Origin of the sequence: Rhodanobacter sp. KK11, from assembly GCF_033345435.1 — a bacterium.
In the GTDB taxonomy this organism is placed as follows: Bacteria; Pseudomonadota; Gammaproteobacteria; order Xanthomonadales; family Rhodanobacteraceae; genus Rhodanobacter.
The window spans coordinates 614,988-632,452 of the sequence record NZ_JAWPMI010000001.1; the positions used below are offsets into that span (position 1 = coordinate 614,988).

16 protein-coding genes are annotated in these 17,465 nt (G+C 69.2%); 7 read left to right on the forward strand and 9 right to left on the reverse strand.

Annotated elements, in window-relative coordinates; translation table 11 throughout:
- The first annotated feature begins 12 nt into the window (after positions 1-12).
- From ubiH to R5H19_RS02665, 3 genes are all read left to right on the forward strand, one after another.
- Positions 13-1,242 carry a 2-octaprenyl-6-methoxyphenyl hydroxylase gene (gene ubiH / locus R5H19_RS02655; protein ID WP_318157421.1) on the forward strand — a complete coding sequence of 410 codons (1,230 nt, stop codon included), beginning with the start codon at positions 13-15 and terminating at the stop codon, positions 1,240-1,242.
- On the forward strand, positions 1,239-2,450 hold the full coding sequence (locus R5H19_RS02660; protein ID WP_318157422.1) for a UbiH/UbiF/VisC/COQ6 family ubiquinone biosynthesis hydroxylase: 1,212 nt from the start codon (positions 1,239-1,241) through the stop codon (positions 2,448-2,450). The genes ubiH and R5H19_RS02660 overlap by 4 nt, the downstream gene beginning before the upstream one ends.
- A gap of 158 nt (positions 2,451-2,608) precedes the next feature.
- Positions 2,609-3,403, forward strand: coding sequence for a dienelactone hydrolase family protein (locus R5H19_RS02665; protein ID WP_318157423.1), 795 nt, complete (start codon positions 2,609-2,611; stop codon positions 3,401-3,403).
- Between the two features lie 265 nt (positions 3,404-3,668).
- Here R5H19_RS02665 and R5H19_RS02670 read toward each other — a convergent pair whose 3' ends face one another.
- The 3 genes from R5H19_RS02670 to R5H19_RS02680 form a co-directional block, all read right to left on the reverse strand.
- Positions 3,669-4,424 (reverse strand): oxidoreductase, encoded by a 756-nt coding sequence (locus R5H19_RS02670; RefSeq protein ID WP_318157424.1) that lies wholly within the window; start codon positions 4,422-4,424, stop codon positions 3,669-3,671.
- A gap of 64 nt (positions 4,425-4,488) precedes the next feature.
- Positions 4,489-5,223 (reverse strand): SDR family oxidoreductase, encoded by a 735-nt coding sequence (locus R5H19_RS02675; RefSeq protein WP_318157425.1) that lies wholly within the window; start codon positions 5,221-5,223, stop codon positions 4,489-4,491.
- A 50-nt stretch (positions 5,224-5,273) separates the two neighbouring features.
- Positions 5,274-5,855 carry an NADPH-dependent F420 reductase gene (locus R5H19_RS02680; RefSeq protein ID WP_318157426.1) on the reverse strand — a complete coding sequence of 194 codons (582 nt, stop codon included), beginning with the start codon at positions 5,853-5,855 and terminating at the stop codon, positions 5,274-5,276.
- A gap of 130 nt (positions 5,856-5,985) precedes the next feature.
- On the opposite strand from R5H19_RS02680, the gene R5H19_RS02685 reads away from it, so the two are divergent.
- The gene (locus tag R5H19_RS02685; RefSeq protein ID WP_318158139.1) at positions 5,986-6,882 is read left to right on the forward strand and encodes a LysR family transcriptional regulator; all 897 of its coding nucleotides are present in this window, start codon (positions 5,986-5,988) and stop codon (positions 6,880-6,882) included.
- Positions 6,883-7,024: 142 nt separating this feature from the next.
- Here R5H19_RS02685 and R5H19_RS02690 read toward each other — a convergent pair whose 3' ends face one another.
- From R5H19_RS02690 to R5H19_RS02705, 4 genes are all read right to left on the reverse strand, one after another.
- Positions 7,025-7,843, reverse strand: coding sequence for an alpha/beta hydrolase (locus R5H19_RS02690; RefSeq protein WP_318157427.1), 819 nt, complete (start codon positions 7,841-7,843; stop codon positions 7,025-7,027).
- A 273-nt stretch (positions 7,844-8,116) separates the two neighbouring features.
- Entirely contained in the window at positions 8,117-8,467 is a 351-nt protein-coding gene (locus R5H19_RS02695) for a DUF1330 domain-containing protein (RefSeq protein ID WP_318157428.1), read from the reverse strand.
- A 154-nt stretch (positions 8,468-8,621) separates the two neighbouring features.
- Positions 8,622-9,716 (reverse strand): NADH:flavin oxidoreductase, encoded by a 1,095-nt coding sequence (locus R5H19_RS02700; protein ID WP_318157429.1) that lies wholly within the window; start codon positions 9,714-9,716, stop codon positions 8,622-8,624.
- 45 nt (positions 9,717-9,761) lie between these two features.
- The gene (locus tag R5H19_RS02705) at positions 9,762-10,463 is read right to left on the reverse strand and encodes a TetR/AcrR family transcriptional regulator (protein WP_318157430.1); all 702 of its coding nucleotides are present in this window, start codon (positions 10,461-10,463) and stop codon (positions 9,762-9,764) included.
- Positions 10,464-10,506: 43 nt separating this feature from the next.
- Here R5H19_RS02705 and R5H19_RS02710 point away from each other — a divergent pair, with 43 nt between their 5' ends.
- Positions 10,507-11,286 carry an SDR family oxidoreductase gene (locus R5H19_RS02710; RefSeq protein WP_318157431.1) on the forward strand — a complete coding sequence of 260 codons (780 nt, stop codon included), beginning with the start codon at positions 10,507-10,509 and terminating at the stop codon, positions 11,284-11,286.
- 69 nt (positions 11,287-11,355) lie between these two features.
- The gene (locus R5H19_RS02715; protein ID WP_318157432.1) at positions 11,356-11,529 is read left to right on the forward strand and encodes a hypothetical protein; all 174 of its coding nucleotides are present in this window, start codon (positions 11,356-11,358) and stop codon (positions 11,527-11,529) included.
- Between the two features lie 111 nt (positions 11,530-11,640).
- Here the strand turns inward: R5H19_RS02715 and R5H19_RS02720 are convergent, their stop codons facing one another.
- Both R5H19_RS02720 and R5H19_RS02725 read right to left on the reverse strand, forming a co-directional pair.
- Positions 11,641-12,117 carry a hypothetical protein gene (locus tag R5H19_RS02720; protein ID WP_318157433.1) on the reverse strand — a complete coding sequence of 159 codons (477 nt, stop codon included), beginning with the start codon at positions 12,115-12,117 and terminating at the stop codon, positions 11,641-11,643.
- A 24-nt stretch (positions 12,118-12,141) separates the two neighbouring features.
- Entirely contained in the window at positions 12,142-13,608 is a 1,467-nt protein-coding gene (locus tag R5H19_RS02725; RefSeq protein ID WP_318157434.1) for a GTPase, read from the reverse strand.
- Positions 13,609-13,869: 261 nt separating this feature from the next.
- Between R5H19_RS02725 and R5H19_RS02730 the strand changes: the two genes are divergently transcribed.
- A complete protein-coding gene (locus tag R5H19_RS02730; protein ID WP_318157435.1) occupies positions 13,870-17,331 on the forward strand; it encodes a two-component regulator propeller domain-containing protein in 3,462 nt (1,153 codons plus the stop codon).
- Positions 17,332-17,465: the final 134 nt, after the last annotated feature.

Sequence of the window (17,465 nt, forward strand, 5' to 3'; positions counted from 1 at the left end):
TATCATCGGCGCATGAATGCTTCCCGCTCCTCCCGCAGCGACAAGACCGGCGTGCTGATCGTCGGCGGCGGCCTGGTCGGCGCCAGCCTCGCCATCGCGCTGGACGCGGCCGGTATCGCCGCCACCCTGGTCGAGTCCGCCGCGCCGCGCGCCGACGCGCAGCCCAGCTACGACGAGCGCAACCTGGCGCTGGCCCGCGCCACCGTCAACGGCCTGGACGCGATCGGCGTGTGGCGCCACGCGGCCGCGCGCGCCACGCCGATCCGGCACATCCACGTCAGCCGCGCCGGCGAGTTCGGCAGCGCGCGCCTCGACGCGCAGCAGCAGGGTGTCGAGGCACTGGGCTGGACCCTGCCGGCGCGCGAACTCGGCGCGGCGCTGCTGTGCCGGCTGGACGAATGCACTCGGCTGACCCGGCTGGCGCCGGCAACGCTGCGCGCACTGCAACCGTTGCCTGACGGCTGGTGCGCCCAGGTCGAGACCGCCGACGGCGCGTGCCGGCTCGATACCCCGCTGCTGGTCGGCGCCGACGGCACGCCGTCATTCGTGCGCGCGCAGCTGGGCATCGACGTCGAGAAGCACGACTACCGGCAGACCTTGTTCGTGTGCACGGTCACCCCGGAGCGCGACCACGCCAACCGCGCATGGGAGCGTTTTTCCGACGACGGCCCGGTCGCGCTGCTGCCGCTGGCCGAACGGCGTTGCGGGCTGGTGCTCACCGTGGCCGCCGACGTGGCCGATGCGGTCGCCGCGCTGGACGACGCCGGTTTCATCGAGCTGGCGCAGCGCCGCTTCGGCTGGCGGCTGGGCCGGCTGAGTCGCCCGGGCAGGCGGCATCCGTATGCGATCCATCGCGTCGCCGCGATGCAGCTGACCGCGCCGCGCGCGGTGCTGGTGGGCAATGCCGCGCAGACCGTGCACCCGATCGGCGCGCAGGGTTTCAACCTCGGCCTGCGCGACGCGCTGACCCTGGCCGAACTGGTCGCCGCCGCGCCCGACCCGGGCGCAGCCGAGCTGCTGGCGCGTTACGCCGCGCGCCGCGCACCGGATCGCGAAGGCACCATGGCGATGAGCCACGGTCTGGTGCAACTGGCCTGCCTGCCGCAACCGCTGCTGGCGCCGCTGCGCTCGCTGGCCCTGCTCGCCTGCGAGCGGTTGCCGCCGCTGCAGCGCGCGCTGGCACGGCGCGGCATGGGTTTCCGCGGCGAGCCGCCGCTGGCGGTGCTGGAGCGCCTGCCATGAACACATCGGCACAGGACGCCCCTTCGCGCCGCCGCGCGCCCGCGCTGGACGTGGCGGTGGTCGGCGGCGGCATGGTCGGCGCCGCCGCGGCGCTGGCGCTGGCGCGGTCCGGCTTCAACGTCGCCTTGCTGGAAGCCCGCGCGCCCGTGGCGTGGGATGCGAACGCCGAAGTGGACCTGCGCGTGGTCGGCCTGGCGCCGTCGTCGATCGCCTTGCTCGATGAAGTAGGTGTCTGGACGTCCATTCGCGCAGCCCGCGCCGGATCGTACACGCACATGCATGTGTGGGACGCCGAAAGCGGCGCGGCGATCGACTTCGACGCCGCCAGCGAGGGACGCGACCGACTCGGCTACATCGTCGAAAACAGCCTGGTGCAGTGGACGCTGTGGCAGGCGCTGCAGACGGCCGGCGTGCACGTGCTGTGTCCCGCCGAGGTGAAGGCGTTCGAGGCGCGCGAGGATCGCATCCAGCTGGAGCTGGCCGGCGGCGAGACGCTGGCTGCCAGCCTGCTGGTGGCCGCCGACGGCGCCGCCTCGCCGCTGCGCGCGCTGGCCGGCATCGGCACGCGCGGGCGCGACTACGCGCAGCGCGCGGTGGTGGCGCACGTCGCCACCGAACGCCCGCACGCAGGCACCGCGTGGCAGCGCTTCCTGCCAGGCGGCCCGCTGGCGCTGCTGCCGCTGGCCGACGGGCGCAGCTCGATCGTGTGGTCGCTGCCCGAAGCCGAGGCGCAACGCGTGCTGGCGCTGGATGATCGCGCCTTCCTCGACGAGCTGGGCGTGGCCAGCGACTTCCGCCTGGGACGTATCCTCTCCACCACCCGGCGCGCCGCCTTCCCGCTGAAACTGCAGCTGGCCGAGCGCTACCAGACCGATCGTTTCGTGCTGCTGGGCGACGCCGCGCATGCGGTGCATCCGCTGGCCGGGCAGGGCGTCAACCTGGGCCTGCGCGACGTGGCCGAGTTGCGCGACACCCTGCTCGACGCCCGCGCCGCCGGCCGCGACATCGGCGCCGCGCACGTGCTGCGTCGCTATGCGCGGCGCCGGCGCAGCGCCGACACGCTGGATGCACTGGGCTTCGACGCGCTGGCGCGCATCTATGCGTGGCAGGCGCCGGCGCTGGTGGCCGTACGCGGCGTCGGGGTGCGTCTGCTCGATCGCCTCGCGCCGCTTAAGCGGCGGCTGTCGGAGCACGCGGCTGGACTGTGATCTTTGCTCCTCCCCCTGCTTGTCCCGAAGGAACCTCCTTCGGTCGCAGGGGGAGGCCGGGAGGAGGTGAAGCTTCTGGCTTGAAGATCGAGAGCAACCCCACCCCAACCCTCCCCTGCAAGCAGGGGAGGGGAGTCACCCCTGACGGAGGATCGACCATGCGCATCGCCCGACTCTGCTGTCTGCTGTTGCTTGCCGGTTCAAGCCTTGCCGCCCAGGCGAAGATGGTGCATCGCCCGGTCGAATGGACCCAGGACGGCACCCGTTTCCACAGCGTGCTGGTCTACGACGACGCCTCGACCGCGAAGCGCCCAGGCCTGGTGATGGTGCCGAACTGGTACGGCATCAACGACGGGGCCGTGAAGAAGGCCGAGACGATCGCCGGCAAGGACTACGTGATCCTGCTCACCGACATGTACGGCGCCGACGTGCGCCCGCAGCCGGGCCATGCCGACCAGGCGCAGGCGGCGGTGAAGCCGCTGTACGGTAACCGCGCGCTGATGCGCAAGCGGATCAACGCGGCGCTGGCGCAGCTGAAGGCGCAGGCCGCGAACGCGCCGCTCGACGCGACGAAGCTGGCGGCGATCGGCTTCTGCTTCGGCGGCTCGGCCGTGCTCGACCTGGCCCGCAGCGGCGCCGACGTGGCCGCGGTGGTGTCGTTCCACGGCGGCCTCGACACCGATGACCCGATGCTGGCGAAACACATCAAGGCGCGCGTGCTGGCGATGAACGGCGCCGACGACAAAGGCACCATGCCGGACGCGGACAAGTTCATGGACGAGATGCGCATGAGCCCCGCCGACTGGCAGTTCGTGGTGATCGGCCACGCGGTGCACTGCTTCACCGAAGTTGGCGAGAACTCGCCCGGTTGCCGCTACGACGAGCGTGCCGCCGCCCGCAGTTACCGCCTGATGCACGACTGGCTGCGTGCGGCGTTCGCCGGCACGCCATAGCGATACGCGGGCGACGGCCCTGTTCGCGAGAATCGGTGCACACGGATCAGTCCGCACGTTGCGTGCCGCTTCCATGGCCAGCGTGGCCAGCTGACGCAGCTGCGTGAACAATGGTGTCACCTTTGGGGTCCGCTGCCTTCAAGGTTGTTGGCCGTGCGAGAGACACGGGATCCCCGCTTGACCAGCCATGCGGCTGTTGAAAAGCGTCTCGCGGGGATGACGACTTGGGTGAGTGCTACTCGGGCACGTTCCCTCATCCCATGCGTCAGCGCGCCGTCATGCCGCCATCGACGCGGTAGTTCGCGCCGGTGAGGAACTTGCCGCGATCGGACACGAGCAGTGCGACGACCTCGGCGATGTCTTCGGTGGCGCCGATGCGGCCCAGCGGCAGGTGCTGAAGCCAGGCCTCGGTCGAGAATCCCGGCGTGGTCCGGGCGAACTCGTCGGAACCGGGCGTCGCGATGACGCCGGGCGACACGACGTTCACGCGGATGCCCGGCGCGACTTCCAGTGCGAGCGTGCGCGAGTAGTACTCGAGCGCCGCCTTGGCGGCGCCGTAGTGCGCGAAGGGGCCGAACGGCATCGTCGCCGCTGCCGAAGAAATGTTCACCACGGCTGCGGCCTTCGAGGCCCGCAGCGCGGGAAGGACCGTGTTGGTGAGGCGGATCGCGGCGAAGAGGTTGAGCGCGAAGCTGTCGTGCCATGCCTCGTCGGGAATCGTCGAGGCCCCTTCCAGGAACGCGCGCGCACCGCCAGCGTTGTTCACCAGGATGTCGAGGCCGCCGAGCGCCGCGAGCGCCTGTGTCGCGATGGCCTGCACGCCTTCGCTCCTGGCGACGTCGCCGGCGACGAAGGTTGCCCCGGCGGGCATGGCGTCGTCAGGCTTGCGCGCAGCGACCACGACCTTGGCGCCGGCGTCGAGCAGGCGCTGCGCGACGGCCGCGCCGATACCGCGCGTGCCTCCGGTGATCAGGGCACGGCGGCCGCTGAGTTCTTTCGAGAGATCGGCTTTGTTGGACATGGGATGTTCCTACGTAGAGGATTGATGGTTCCGCAGCAGTCATTCGACTGCCGGGTGTGGCGCGTCAGATCTGCGCCAGTCCGCCGTCGACGGCGAGCTCGCTGGCGGTCATGAAGCTGCTGTCCGACGACGCGAGGAATGCCGCCGCCGCGCCGATTTCCGCCGGCTCGGCCATGCGCTGCAGCGGATTCATCGAGGCGAACACCTTCATGCCTTCCTCGCCCACCGCGGCCTTCGCCAGTTCGGTCGCCGTCGGGCCGGGCGACAGCACGTTGACCCGGATGCCGGTGCCTTTCAGGTCCTCCGCCCAGGTCCGCGCGAGGTTGCGCACCGCCGCCTTGCTCGCGCTGTAGATGCCGAATGCCGGGGCCCCGGTGCTGCCGGCGCTCGACCCGGTGAGGATGATCGAGCCGCCCGCACCCATCAGCGGCAGCGCCTTCTGCACCGTGAAGATCGTGCCCTTCACGTTGGTGTCGAAGGTTTCGTCGATGTGCTCGGCGGTGATCTCGCCGAGCGCAAGCAGGCTTCCCGTCCCGGCATTGGCGAAGACGATGTCGAGGGTGCCGCGCTCGGTCTTCACCGCCGCGTAGAGACGGTCCAGGTCGGCCAGGTCGGAAACCGAGCCCCTCACCGCGCGAGCGTTGGGGCCGAGCTCGGCTACCGCGGTGTCGAGCACGTCCTGCCGGCGGCCGAAGATGAAGACGAACGCGCCTTCCTCGATGAAGCGTTTTGCCGCCGCGCGGCCGATGCCGGTGGCGCCGCCGGTGATCACGGCGGTTTTTCCATTCAATCTGCTCATGTCTTTGATCCTTGGTGGTGGCGCAAACAAATGATTGCGCTGCGGCGCGGTCACGCGGCCTCGCTCTTGAACAGGTCCTGGAAGATCAGCGGTGCCCAGCTCTTGTCGCGCACCTGCACCAGCTCACCACCTTCAGCGAGCTTGCCGAGATTCACGGGGGCGAAGCCCAGCCGGTTGGCGAGTTCCGCCACCTGCGTGGCGGCGGCCTCGTCGTCGCTCGACAGGAACACCACACGGCGGCTGCCATTGACGTTCGGGTCGGCGGCCAGCGTCCGCGCGGGAAGGTGATTGAAGCCCTTCACGAAGCGCGCGCCGGGGAAAGCCTTGGCGACGTCGTCGCTCGACAGGCCCTCGAAGCTGTTCATCGCGTCAACCACTGTCTTGCCTTTCCAGCTCGACAGCGCCTTGGCGACCTCGCGATGACCCTCGAAGAGCACGGCCAGGAAAATCACGTCCGCCTTGAGTGCTTCCTGCAGCGTCCGCGGAACGACCGTGGGTCCGATCGCCTGCGCCTGCGGTTGCAGGGTTTCGGGCGCGCGCCGGCTGGCGACGGAGACTTCGATGTTGTTGCGGGCGAAAGCGCGGGCGAGGGCCTGCCCGATGGCGCCGAAACCGATGATGGCGTAGCTCATGGAGATGATCCTTTTCAATGCGGGGGATAGAGCGGGCCGGCCCCATTCGAGCCGGTTGCCCATCCCATTTGGGTTGCTTGACGCATCAACACAATTGACGAAAAATTGCTCAATACGATCTATTTTCTGGATGACCTTGCTCGACAACGTCACCATCAACCAGCTGCGTGCGTTCGTTGCGGTGTGCGACCAGGGCAGCTTCTCGGGTGCGGCGCGGAAACTCGCGCGCGCGCAGTCGGCCATCAGCCACGCGATCAAGGCGCTGGAAAGTGCGTTCGACGTCGAGCTGTTCGAGCGCAACACGCGCAAGGCGCAGCTGACCGCGGCGGGCCGCAGCCTGCTGCCGGATGCGCGGGCAGTGATCTCGCGCACCGAGGAAATGAAGAACCGCGCCGGCGCGATCGCCAAGGCCGGCGTGCCGCAGGTGTCAGTGGCGGTCGATGCCTACTTTCCGCGCACCCACCTGATCGACTGCCTGCGCACGCTGCAGCAGGAGTTCCCGACCGCCGCGATCAACCTGCGCATCACGACCATGCAGGGCGGCGAGAAGCTCGTGCTGGAAAAGGTCTGCGCCTTGGCCGTCACCATCGAGAACGTGCCGGAGGTGAACCCGGACGCCATCGAACGCCACTGGCTGCGCGAGGAAGCCATGGTGACGGTATGCGCGCCGTCCCATCCGCTCGCTTCGACACCCCAACCCATCCCCGTGGACGAGTTCGGCCGCCACACCCAGATCGTCGTCACCGACAACCAGCCCGGTGCGGAAAAAACCCAGCAGGGCGTCGCCGGCAAGCGGCAATGGCTGGTCAACGACCTCGGTGCCAAGCGTGATTTGCTCAAGGCCGGCCTGGGTTGGGGCCATCTGCCCCGGCACCTCGTCGCGGAGGATCTGGCCAATGGGCAGCTCGTCGAACTCGAGCGCCGTGCGTGGCATATGGGGCCGCTCACCTTCGTGATCTCACGACGGCGGGGGCATGATCTGTCGGCGTGCGAGGAACGGCTGGTGGAGTTGCTGGGGAATGCCTAGTTTCGTGCAAGTGGCGGGCGTTTCCGCATGAAGCGGATGGCCGCCTGACCTTGGCTTGGCGGAACAGGTGCCTGTTGCAACGAGAGGGGTAATTGGCTGCATCCAATTACCCCCTCTCTTGCCCGACCATTCCGCTGCGAACCTACTGTTGCGTGCTGTCGGCGGCTTCTTCGATCAGCTTCGCCACCGCCGCGGGATGGGACACCATCACGACGTGCGATGCGCCATTGATCACCACGGTCTTGCGCGAATGGGCGCGTTCGGCCATGAACGCCTGCGCTGCGGCCGGAATGTTGAGATCGGCCTTGCCATAGACGAACCAGGATGGAATGTTTTTCCAGGCGGCCGAAGTACTCGCTTCGTTGAGCGCCGCTTCGGTGATCGGGCGCTGGCCGGCCGCCATCAGGGCCGCTTGCGCTGCCGGCACGTCGGCGGCGAACTGCGCACGGAACTTGTCCTGCTGGATGTACAGATCCTTGCCGCCATCGGCAAGCGGCACTGCAGGTGCCAGCGCCGGACCTAGCGTGCCGCCCGGGAAGCGTCCGGCAAGTTCACCGGCACTCTCGCCCACGTCGGGAGCAAAAGCGGCGACGTAGACCAGGGCTTTCACGTTGTCGAGCCCGCTGGCTGCTGTGCTGATCACCGAACCACCGTACGAATGGCCCGCCAGTACCACCGGACCGTGGATGCTCTGGACCAGGCTGTGAACCGTGGCCGCATCGCTGGCGACACTGCGCAGCTCGTTGGGTGCCGCCACGACGGTGTAACCCTTGGCCTGCAGGCGTTCGATGACGCCGTTCCAGCTCGACGAATCGGCGAAGGCGCCGTGAACCAGCACCACCGTGGGTTTCGTCGGCGCGGAGGTCTGCGCCGAGGCCGCCAGCGGCATGGCCAGTGCGAGCACGCTCGCCACCAGGCCACTGATGAGTGTGGGGACAAAACGCCTGGATGAACTTTTCATGATCTTTCTCCAATGAGGATGAGGAAGCGCCGGTTGACCGGACGCGGGATACGAACGACACGATGGCCACTTCGATGTTGTCGCGCGTGGCAGGCGCTGATCTGGACGGCCGGATGCCTCGCGACACTCCGCTGTTGTCCGGCCGCCTCTTCGCTTCACGCGGCGGTGCTGCAACGCTCCGCGCAGAGGCCATTCCTGGGTTGGAAAGCCGGGGTCAGGTGGGCCGCCTCGAACGCACCCCGCCGATTGGCATCGGAAGCGGTTTTCTGCCGCTCAGCCAGCGGTGACCTGGCGCCGGACATCCGCCGCCCAGGCCTTGACGGTGAAGCCCTCAGGCAACGCGTCGATCAGCACGATGTCGGAGATGGCGTTGTTGGTGCGCAGCGGAAGGATCTTCCGGTAGGCGTCCGACGCGTACCAGTTGTCGGCCTGTTCCCGGCTGGGGAACTCCATCAACACGACCGCGCCCGGCCAGCTGCCTTCGGTGACCGTGGCCGGGCCCATCGCCAGCCACTTGCCGCCGTAGGGCGCCACCGTGGCCTCGACCTGGTCCAGGTAATCGAGGGCCGAAAGATTGGGCACATCGCCCGGAATGCGAAGATGGTTGATCAGGTAGGTTTTCATGCAAGCGACTCCGTGGTGGTCCGGCAGTCGCTCCGCACCGCGCGGACTGTCGGGGATGGGTTGGATCGGCTGCCGTCGTGCGCTCGCATGACGGGTCTTGAGGTGCAGGCCGGATCGGGAACGCCCGGCAAATCGTGGCGGGGTGTTCGACGCCTCAGGCCAGGGTGGCAAGCTGCGCTTTATCGAAAGACTTCAGTTCGGCAAAGCGCGCCTCGTGCACTTTGGACGGCCAATCGGGATTGCTGATCAGCGCGCGGCCCACCGCAACGAGGTCGAATTCATCAGCCGCCATCCGCTCGAGAAGCTCGTCGATGCTGCCCACGCCGGCAGCGGAGGAACGCCCGGTGAGGGCTTCCATGAAGTCCGGTCCGGCGAGCCCCACCGACCCGACGCAGATCGTCGGGCGCCCGGTCAACTTGCGGCTCCATCCGGCGAGGGTGAGGTGGGAGCCTTCGAATTCCGGCTGCCAGAAGCGGCGGGTCGAGGCGTGGAAGATGTCGACGCCGGCGTCAGCCAGCGGAGTGAGGATGTGCTCGAGTTCCTCGGGGGTTCCGGCAAGACGCGCGGTGTAGTCCTGGGTCTTCCATTGCGAGAAGCGGAAGATCACCGGGAAATCCGGGCCCACGGCGCGCCGCACGGCCTGGATGACCTCCACCGCAAAGCGGGTGCGTTCGTCGGCGTCGCCGCCGTAGCGGTCGGATCGCCGATTGGTCTGTCCCCACAGGAACTGGTCGATGAGATAGCCGTGGGCCCCGTGCAGTTCCACCGCGTCGAAGCCCAGTCGTTGCGCGGCCCCGGCTGCGCTCGCGTAGGCGTCGATCGCCCTGGCGATGTCGGTGTCGCTCATCGCATGGCCGCGCCCGTCGATCGGGGAAGGGCCTTCGGATGGCGCGTTGGGGCAGGGCCCGGTTCCTTCTGCCCGGGACAGGCCTTGATGCCAGAGTTGCGGCGCCATTCGGGCGCCGGCGGCGTGGACGCCGGCCAGTACGCGGGCCCAGCCGGCGAGGCTCTCCGCGGCATGGAAGTTGGGAATGCTGGTGTTGTTCGAAGCCGCGGGGCTGTCGATCGTGGCGCCTTCGCTGATGATCAGTCCGACGCCACCCTCCGCCCGGCGGCGGTAGTAATCCGCCACGGCCTCGTTCGGAATCCCGCCCGGGCTGGAGCGACGTGTCATCGGTGCCATGACGATCCGGTTCGGCAGTTGGAGTGAGCCGCGGCGGAAGGGGCGGAACAATGCAGAGGTATTCATCCTGGAGGCCTCTTGGAAGGAGAGCCGAGACCGGGCGCGTGAGCGTCAGCGCGGCGAGTTCGCCGGTGTCGGTGACGAGGCATGGGCAGCCGCCGAACCGGTCGGCGGTGCCTTGCGGACCTGGCGGGTGAGGATCGACTGGAGCGTGGCGTCGAGGATCTCGTCGGCAAGCTCGGGATCGTCGCTGAGCCGCGACAGGGTCAGCGCGCCGACCATGGCCGACCAGCTGGCCAGCGCGGCCCGGCGACGCTCCTGTGCACTGCGCCCGGCCGCCGTTTCGGAAAGGGCGTCGACCAGCTTGCGCATCGCCTCGGTCATGGCGTGCCGCGCGCCGTCCGAGCCCCGCACGATCTCCGAACCCAGCGCGGCGAACATGCAGCCCTCGGCCCGCCGTTCGCGGTGCGCCGGCGAGAGATAGGCCTCGGCGTAGGCGGCAAGCTGGTCGAGCCCGGTTTCCTTCCGCTGGTGTGCGCGCTGTTCCGCGCTGCTGGCCAAAGCTTCGGCAACGAGCTGATCCTTGTCGGCGAAGTGCCGGTAGAAGCCGCCATGTGTCATGCCCGCCTCTTGCATGACATCGGCCACAGACACGCCCTGTACCCCGCGCTCGCGGAAAAGCGGCGCGGCAGCCTGCAGGATGCGGCGACGGTTTTCTTCCTTCACGGCCTGGCTGTTTCGCATGGGTTCGTGCTCCTGGCTTGACGGGTTGAATTGATGATAGTCGTACTCTAAATGGATGTCAACTATCATCCATTTAATTCCCCAATCGCACCCACCCCCAAGGAGAACCCTGATGTCGACTGCTCTCATTACCGGCGCCTCCGGCGGCATCGGCGCCGTCTACGCCGACCGCCTTGCCGCCCGCGGCCACCACCTCGTCCTTGTCGCGCGCAGCACCGGCAAGCTCGATGCACTCGCGCACGACCTGCGCACCCGATACGGCATCCAGGCCGAAACGATCACCGCGGATCTCTCCGATCCCGCCCAGGTTCGTGGCGTGGCGGACCGCATCCGCACGGGCACGCCCATCGATATCCTGATCAACAACGCCGGCACGAATACCGCCTCCGGCTTCGCCGACGCCGCCGATGCGGAACTGGAGGGATTGATCGGGCTGAACATGACCGCCCCCACGCTCCTGGCCCACGCCGCCGTGGCCGGCATGGCGGCGCGCGGCGCGGGTGCGATCGTGAATATCGGTTCGGTGGTCGGCCTGGCCACCGAGCTCGTTCCGGGCATCTATGGCGCGACCAAGGCCTACCTGCTGACTTTTTCCCAATCCCTCGCCCATGAGTTCGGGCCGTCCGGGATCTACGTGCAGGCGGTGCTGCCGGGCGCTACCCGCACCGACATCTGGCGCCACTCGGGTCATGACGTGAGCAGGCTCGACGGCCTGATGGAAGTCGGCGATCTGGTGGATGCGGCTTTGGCCGGTTTCGACCGACAAGAACCGGTAGCCCTCCCCTCGTTGCCGGATGACGGACAGTGGCACGCCTTCGAGAGCGCCCGCCTGGCGATGCGCCCGAACTTTGCCAACAGCAGGCCCGCCTCCCGTTACCTCATTCATTCGTGATGGGTGGCACCGGTTCTGCCGGGATGGTTCGGCGCCTGCACCGACGTCGTCTCGGCGGGAGCGGCGAGGATGGAGCCCGACAAGTCCGGCCTGCGGGTTCCCGTTGCGCACGTGCACAGCGCGGCGCGCGCCACCTTCGCGGCCGACGACATGACGTCGGATCGCAAGGCCTTCGATCTGGCCTACAACGGCTTTTACTCGCGCACGACGCCAAACAACCCAAGGCGGTGCTTCGTCTGCTGACCGCTTTCGGCGACCCCGGCCTCGTGGCGCCGCGCAAGTGGCGGCATTTCGCGGCGACGTCGGTCGAGAAGAAGCGTGACGCGCGCCAGCGCGCATGACGCTGCTGCTGGATCAATCCAGTTCGCGCCAGTGCGCCACGGAGCGGATACAACCGAACAGCACGTAGAGCGAGACAACGGTGAACAGGGCGATATAGGCGTAGTTGATCCAGAAAGCGACCGGTTGGAACGTCATGGAGACAAAATGCTGGGAGCTGAAGTGCCTGTGGTCGAGGAGATCGGTGAAGTCGTAGCCGTGACAGCGCCTCCCCATGCATTTCACGGCACCGCACGTCAACGTTCGGTATGACACGTATGCCAACAAACTGGCGGTCAGCGATGAGGCGAGCAACCCCATCAGGGCGCCGCTGCGAAAGCCGACCATCACCTTGCGCATTCGCCGGTAGCGGCCCCATTCGAGGGCCAGGCCTGAGCCTATGGTGGCGACGCCGATGACAAGCATCACCCAGACAGGCAGCCGGTCGGTGTCCAGGGCAATCTGGTAAGCATGGAAAACATGGGCCATTTCCGGCGGAAGTGGTCTGGGCATGGGCCGTCCCTGGGTTGCAGTTGATCAGTCGCCGTCGTTGTCCTCGCGCACCGCGTCCATGGTCAGCGCGGCCAGCTGGCGCAGGCGGTTGCCGCCGGTGTCGGCGAGCAGTTGCTGCAGGCGCTCGCCGGCGTCGCGCTGGTCGAGTGTGCGGCGTTCGGCCAGCGAGGCGGCCAGCGCGCGGCCCATCGAGTCGAAGATCAGCGCGTAGGCGAACGCGTGCAGCACGCCGCCGCCCAGCGTGCCGAGGCCGGGGAACGCCTTCAGCGCGTTGCCGGCGACGGCCAGCACGATCGAGCTGCCGGTGCGCAGGGTGAGCTTGGCCTGCTGCACGAAATCCTCGACCTGCACCTCGCTGACCTTCACGCCATACAGTTCGGCCAGCGCGCGGGTGAGGCCGGTGGCGAGCACGCCCTGGATCACCAGGTCGCTGCCCGGCGCCACTGCGGCCAGCGCGCCGACGATCGCGCGACGCGCGTACCTGCGCACGATGCGCTCGGCTTCCTCGGCGCGGGTCTGCGCTTCCAGTGCGCCGGTGCGCTGGTGCAGGGCGGCCAGCACGGCGTTCTCGCGTTGCGGTTCGAGGTCTTCGGGGCCGTTGGCGGTGAGCCGCGCGAGCGCCTGCAGCAGCGGCTCGATCGCCGGCTTGCGTTGGCGCTCGACCGACTCGCTGCTGCCGTCGGCCAGCTCGCGCCGGTAGCGCTCGCTGCCGCCGGCGCTGATCGCCAGCACCGCGCCGGCGAGGCCGCGCGCGTGCCGGCGCAGGCGCGCCAGCAGCTGATCGAGTTCGTCGCTGCGCCATTGGTCGGCCTTGTTCAGCACCAGCAGCAGCGGCTTGCCGAAGTCGGCCAGCCAACGCAGTTCGTCGGCCTGGCTGCGGTTGAGGTCGCCGGCGCACAGGTAGATCACCGCGTGCGCGCGCAGCGCTTCCTCGCGCGCCAGCGCTTCGTGCGCTTCGCCGCCGGCCTCGCGACTGCCGGGCACGTCGGCCAGCACCAGCGTGCGGCCGTCCGGCAGCTTGCCGTCGTAGTGGCCGACGCCGCGGGTGGTGCCGCCGCGCACGTCGCTGGCGACCTGCGCCTGCGGCGCCAGCGCGCGGATCAGGCTGGACTTGCCGGTGGAGATTTCGCCGAACAGCGCCACGTAGATGCGCGAACTGGCGCGGCGGCGATCGAGCTCGCCGAGTTCGGCCGCCAGCGCGCCGGTATCGGCGCCGCGTTCGCGCAACTGGCCGATGCGCTGCTCCAGGCTGCCGCGATCGGGTACCGGCAGCGGCCGCTGCCGGCGGCGTGGGCGCAGCAACCACCACAGCACGGCGAGCCCGGCCGCGGCGAAGATCAGCAGCACGCCGCCGAGCGTCCACTGCAGCCATGCCGGCAAGTCCAGGAAACGCTGCGCCAGCGCCAGTGCGCGTTCGGCGGCGGCGAACAGCAGCCACAGCAGCGCGGCGATGGCCAGCGCGGAGAACAGCAGTCGCAGGCGTCGGGACATCCGCGCATTCTAGCCAGCTTCGCGCGGTCGGCCCGGCTCGCTCCGGGGATGGGGTTTTGGCACTATCGTGGGTCAGGGCATCTTTAGGGGCACGTTGCGATCGAAGCCGATGCGGGTTTCGCGACACCGCTTCGCGGGGGACGGATGAGGAAGGGATCGAGGTTGTCCGCTTGGCTGCTGGGCACGGTCTTGGGTGCGCTGGCATCGATGCCTGCGGTTCCGGCGGAACCCGAGGCTCCGGGCGCGTCCGCGGCGGGCCCGTTGCCGACGCCGCAGTTTCGGCGCTACGAGACGGCCAATGGCCTGCCCAGCGGCGCGGTCTACGCCGTGGCGCAAGATCGCAACGGCCTGATGTGGTTCGGTTCGGCCGGCGGCCTGGTGCGTTTCGACGGTGTCGATTTCACGGTGTTCCGGCACGTGGTGGGCGATCCGCAGTCGCTGCCGGCGAACCAGACCTATTCGCTGTTCGTCGATCGCGACAACCGGGTCTGGGCTGGCGGCGTCTCCACCGGGCTCGCCGTCTACGACCAGGACAGCGGCCGCTTCCGGCACTGGGCGCACGACGACGGCAAGCCGGACAGCCTCGCCAGCAACGAAGTGTGGAGCATCGCGCAGACGGCCGACGGCCGGATCTGGGTCGCCACCCAGGACGGGCTGGACTGCCTGCGCGCGGATGGCAGCGGCTTCGATCACGTGCCGCTGGACGTCGACGGCAGCGGGGCCGGGCCGTCCGGCGCCGCCCGTGCCCTGCTGGCGGAGGCCGACGGGCGCTTGTGGATCGGCGCGCACAGCGGCCTGTACCTGCGCCAGAGCGACGGCACGATCCGGCGCGTGCCGGTCGACCCGGCCTTCCGCGGCGAGATCGGCAAGGTCTGGCACATCGACGGCGGTGGAGATGAGGTGCGGGTGGCGCTGGAAGGCGGCCTGCTGGTGATCGGCCCCGACGGGGTGGCGCGTCCACTGGCGCACCGGCAGTTGTCGTCGCTGCGCATCCTCAGCAGCGCCCGCGATGCGCAGGGCCGCCTGTGGATAGGCAGCCTGAACGGCGTGTGGCTGGATGACGGCAGTGGCCGCCTGCAGCACATCGTCGGCCAGCCGCTGCTGCCCGGCGGCCTGCCGGGCGACCGCCTGTGGCAGCTGTTGCGCGATCGCGAGGGCGGGCTCTGGTTCACCTTCGACCAGTCCAGCGTCGCCTACCTGCCGCCGGGCTGGAATGGCTTCACCCGCTTTACCCACGTGCCTGACGATGCATCCAGCCTGTCGAACATTGCCGCCTTGTCGGTGCGCCGCAGCCGCGACAACCAGCTGTGGGTCGGCGGCTTCAACGGCTGGGTCGACAAGCTGGATCCGGTCACCGGCGAAGTCGAGCACGTGGTGAAGGGCCTGCGCGGCAACCTCGCCTCGCTGGCGGAAGACACCCGTGGTCGGCTGTGGATCACCGCACCGGGCAGGATCTACCGCTATGACCAAGGCAGGCTGACCGCTCTCGAAGCGGCGCGCAGCCGCATCAGCCGGCCCACTGCGCTGGTCGCCGGCGACGACGGGCGCGTCTACGCGTCTTCGTGGGGCGAGGGCGTGTTCGCGATCGATCCCGACCGCATGCTTGCGACCTCGGTGATGCCGGCGGATGCACCGGGAGAAACCCGCTTCCACGACCAGCTGAGCTTCCACGCGGGCCATTTGTGGTATGCCAGCGCCGGCGGCCTGCTGCGCGGCGACGGGCCGGAACAGCGGCTGGCCTTCGTGCCCGGCGTGCCGCGCCGGGAAATCCTCGCCTTCGCGTTCGATGCCGACGGTTTCTGGACCGCCACCGAGCAGGCGCTCGAGCACTACCGCCAGGTCGATGGTCACGCCGAACGCAATGCCAGCGTCGACATCAGCCGTATGCCGTTCGCCGCCGATCTGATGGCCATGCAGGTCGACCGTCAGGGCCGGTTGTGGCTGTTCGCCAATCCGGGGTTGTGGCGATTCGAGCCGAAGACGAGGCAGTTCACCGCATTCGGCCCATCGCAGGGACTGACCGGCAGCGAGTTCACCAACGGCTCGGTCGAGACGGCGGTGGACGGCATGTTGCTGGCCGCCAGCAGCGGCGGCGTGGTGGCGTTCCGGCCGGAACGGCTGGCGCAACCGGTGCCGCACGGCGCGCCGCCAAGGTTGACCCTGACCGGGATCACGGTGCGGCGCGACAACCACATCCAGCCGCTGGCGCCGGATCGGCCGATGCGACTGAACTGGCGTGACCGTGACCTGCACGTCGAGGCCCGGGTGGCGTCGTTCGTCGACCCGTCTGCCAACCGCTACCGCTTCCGCCTGCGCGGTTTCGACAACGACTGGGTGAATGTTGGCAGCCACGGCGAGCGCGACTTCAGCGGGCTGGGCGCCGGCGACTACACGCTCGAAGTGATGGCGGCGGGCGCGGGCGGGCAGTGGGTGCACTTGGCCACGCCGCTGCTCATCCACGTGCAGGCGCCGCCGTGGCTGCGCTGGTGGGCCTGGGCGATCTACGTGCTGCTGCTGGCCGCGGCGGTCGGCCTGATCCTGCGCGGCTGGCGCCGCCGCCTGGCGCAACGCCACCGCATGCAGCTGGTGGAGCAGCAGCGGCAGCTGGCGGAGGCGGCGAGCGCGGCGAAGACGCAGTTCCTGGCCACGCTGAGCCACGAGATCCGCACGCCGATGACCGGCGTGATGGGCATGGCCGAGCTGCTGCTGAGCACGCCGCTGAACCCGCAGCAGCACGACTACACGCAGGCGATGCAGCGCTCCGGCGGGATGCTGCTGAAGCTGCTCAACGACGCGCTGGACCTGGCGCGGATCGAGGCGGGCAAGTTGGAGCTGGAGCCGGCGCCGTTCGAGCCGCGCCAACTGCTCGACGATGTGGCGCAGCTGGAGCAGGGCCTGGCGCACGCGAAGGGCATCCGCTTCGTGCTGGAGGTGGCCGACGAGCTGCCGGCGCAGCTGCTGGGCGATGCGCTGCGGATCAAGCAGATCCTGCTGAACCTGGCGAACAACGCGTTGAAGTTCACCGAGCGCGGCAGCGTCACGCTGCGTGCGCAGCCGGTGGCGGACGGGGTGCTGTTCAGCATCAGCGACACCGGGCCGGGCATTCCCGAGGCCAGCCAGGCGCGGCTGTTCCAGCGCTTCGAGCAGGCCGACAGCCCGCAGCGGCGTGCCGGCAGCGGGCTGGGTCTGGCGATCTGCCGCGAGCTGGTGGACATGATGGGCGGCAGCATCGAGCTGGAGTCGCGACTGGGTTACGGCAGCACGTTCCAGGTGCGCTTGCCGCTGGCCGCGCCGGTGGTGGTGCCGCCGATGGAAATTCCGAGCGGGCGCCACTGGCGGCTGCTGCTGGTGGAGGACGACACCATCGTGGCGGCGGTGATCCGCGGCCTGCTGGAGCGCGAGGGGCACGTGGTGGTGCACGTGGTGAACGGGCTGGCGGCGCTGGCGGAGCTGGCGCAGGCGGACTTCGACGCGGTGCTGCTGGACCTGGACCTGCCGGGCGTGGACGGCTTCCAGGTGGCGCGGCTGATCCGCCAGCGCGAGCATGCGGGGCAGCACCTGCCGATCGTGGCGGTGACCGCGCGCCAGGGCAGCGAGAGCGAGGCGAAGGCGCGCGCGGCAGGCATGGACGGCTTCCTGCGCAAGCCGCTCAGCGGCGAACAGCTGGCCGGCGCGCTGGCGCAGGTGGTGCTCGCCGCGCCGCTGGCCGACACGTCCGTCTGAAGCGCGTGCGCCTGTCGGCGCGTGCTCGCGCCGGTATGAGGGTTTTGGCATCATGGCGGCACGGGACAGGAGCCGGCACGGCGCCTCGTTCGCGAACGACAGGTTCGTGCACGGCATGGCGCAGGCGGGATGGG

Excerpts from the sequence above, each read along its gene's own strand:
- ubiH (WP_318157421.1), top strand. The coding sequence starts at position 13 with ATGAATGCTTCCCGCTCCTCCCGCAGCGACAAGACCGGCGTGCTGATC.
- R5H19_RS02660 (WP_318157422.1), top strand. The coding sequence starts at position 1,239 with ATGAACACATCGGCACAGGACGCCCCTTCGCGCCGCCGCGCGCCCGCG.
- R5H19_RS02665 (WP_318157423.1), top strand. The coding sequence starts at position 2,609 with ATGCGCATCGCCCGACTCTGCTGTCTGCTGTTGCTTGCCGGTTCAAGC.
- R5H19_RS02670 (WP_318157424.1), bottom strand. The coding sequence starts at position 4,424 with ATGTCCAACAAAGCCGATCTCTCGAAAGAACTCAGCGGCCGCCGTGCC.
- R5H19_RS02675 (WP_318157425.1), bottom strand. The coding sequence starts at position 5,223 with ATGAGCAGATTGAATGGAAAAACCGCCGTGATCACCGGCGGCGCCACC.
- R5H19_RS02680 (WP_318157426.1), bottom strand. The coding sequence starts at position 5,855 with ATGAGCTACGCCATCATCGGTTTCGGCGCCATCGGGCAGGCCCTCGCC.
- R5H19_RS02685 (WP_318158139.1), top strand. The coding sequence starts at position 5,986 with ATGACCTTGCTCGACAACGTCACCATCAACCAGCTGCGTGCGTTCGTT.
- R5H19_RS02690 (WP_318157427.1), bottom strand. The coding sequence starts at position 7,843 with ATGAAAAGTTCATCCAGGCGTTTTGTCCCCACACTCATCAGTGGCCTG.
- R5H19_RS02695 (WP_318157428.1), bottom strand. The coding sequence starts at position 8,467 with ATGAAAACCTACCTGATCAACCATCTTCGCATTCCGGGCGATGTGCCC.
- R5H19_RS02700 (WP_318157429.1), bottom strand. The coding sequence starts at position 9,716 with ATGAATACCTCTGCATTGTTCCGCCCCTTCCGCCGCGGCTCACTCCAA.
- R5H19_RS02705 (WP_318157430.1), bottom strand. The coding sequence starts at position 10,463 with ATGATAGTTGACATCCATTTAGAGTACGACTATCATCAATTCAACCCG.
- R5H19_RS02710 (WP_318157431.1), top strand. The coding sequence starts at position 10,507 with ATGTCGACTGCTCTCATTACCGGCGCCTCCGGCGGCATCGGCGCCGTC.
- R5H19_RS02715 (WP_318157432.1), top strand. The coding sequence starts at position 11,356 with ATGGAGCCCGACAAGTCCGGCCTGCGGGTTCCCGTTGCGCACGTGCAC.
- R5H19_RS02720 (WP_318157433.1), bottom strand. The coding sequence starts at position 12,117 with ATGCCCAGACCACTTCCGCCGGAAATGGCCCATGTTTTCCATGCTTAC.
- R5H19_RS02725 (WP_318157434.1), bottom strand. The coding sequence starts at position 13,608 with ATGTCCCGACGCCTGCGACTGCTGTTCTCCGCGCTGGCCATCGCCGCG.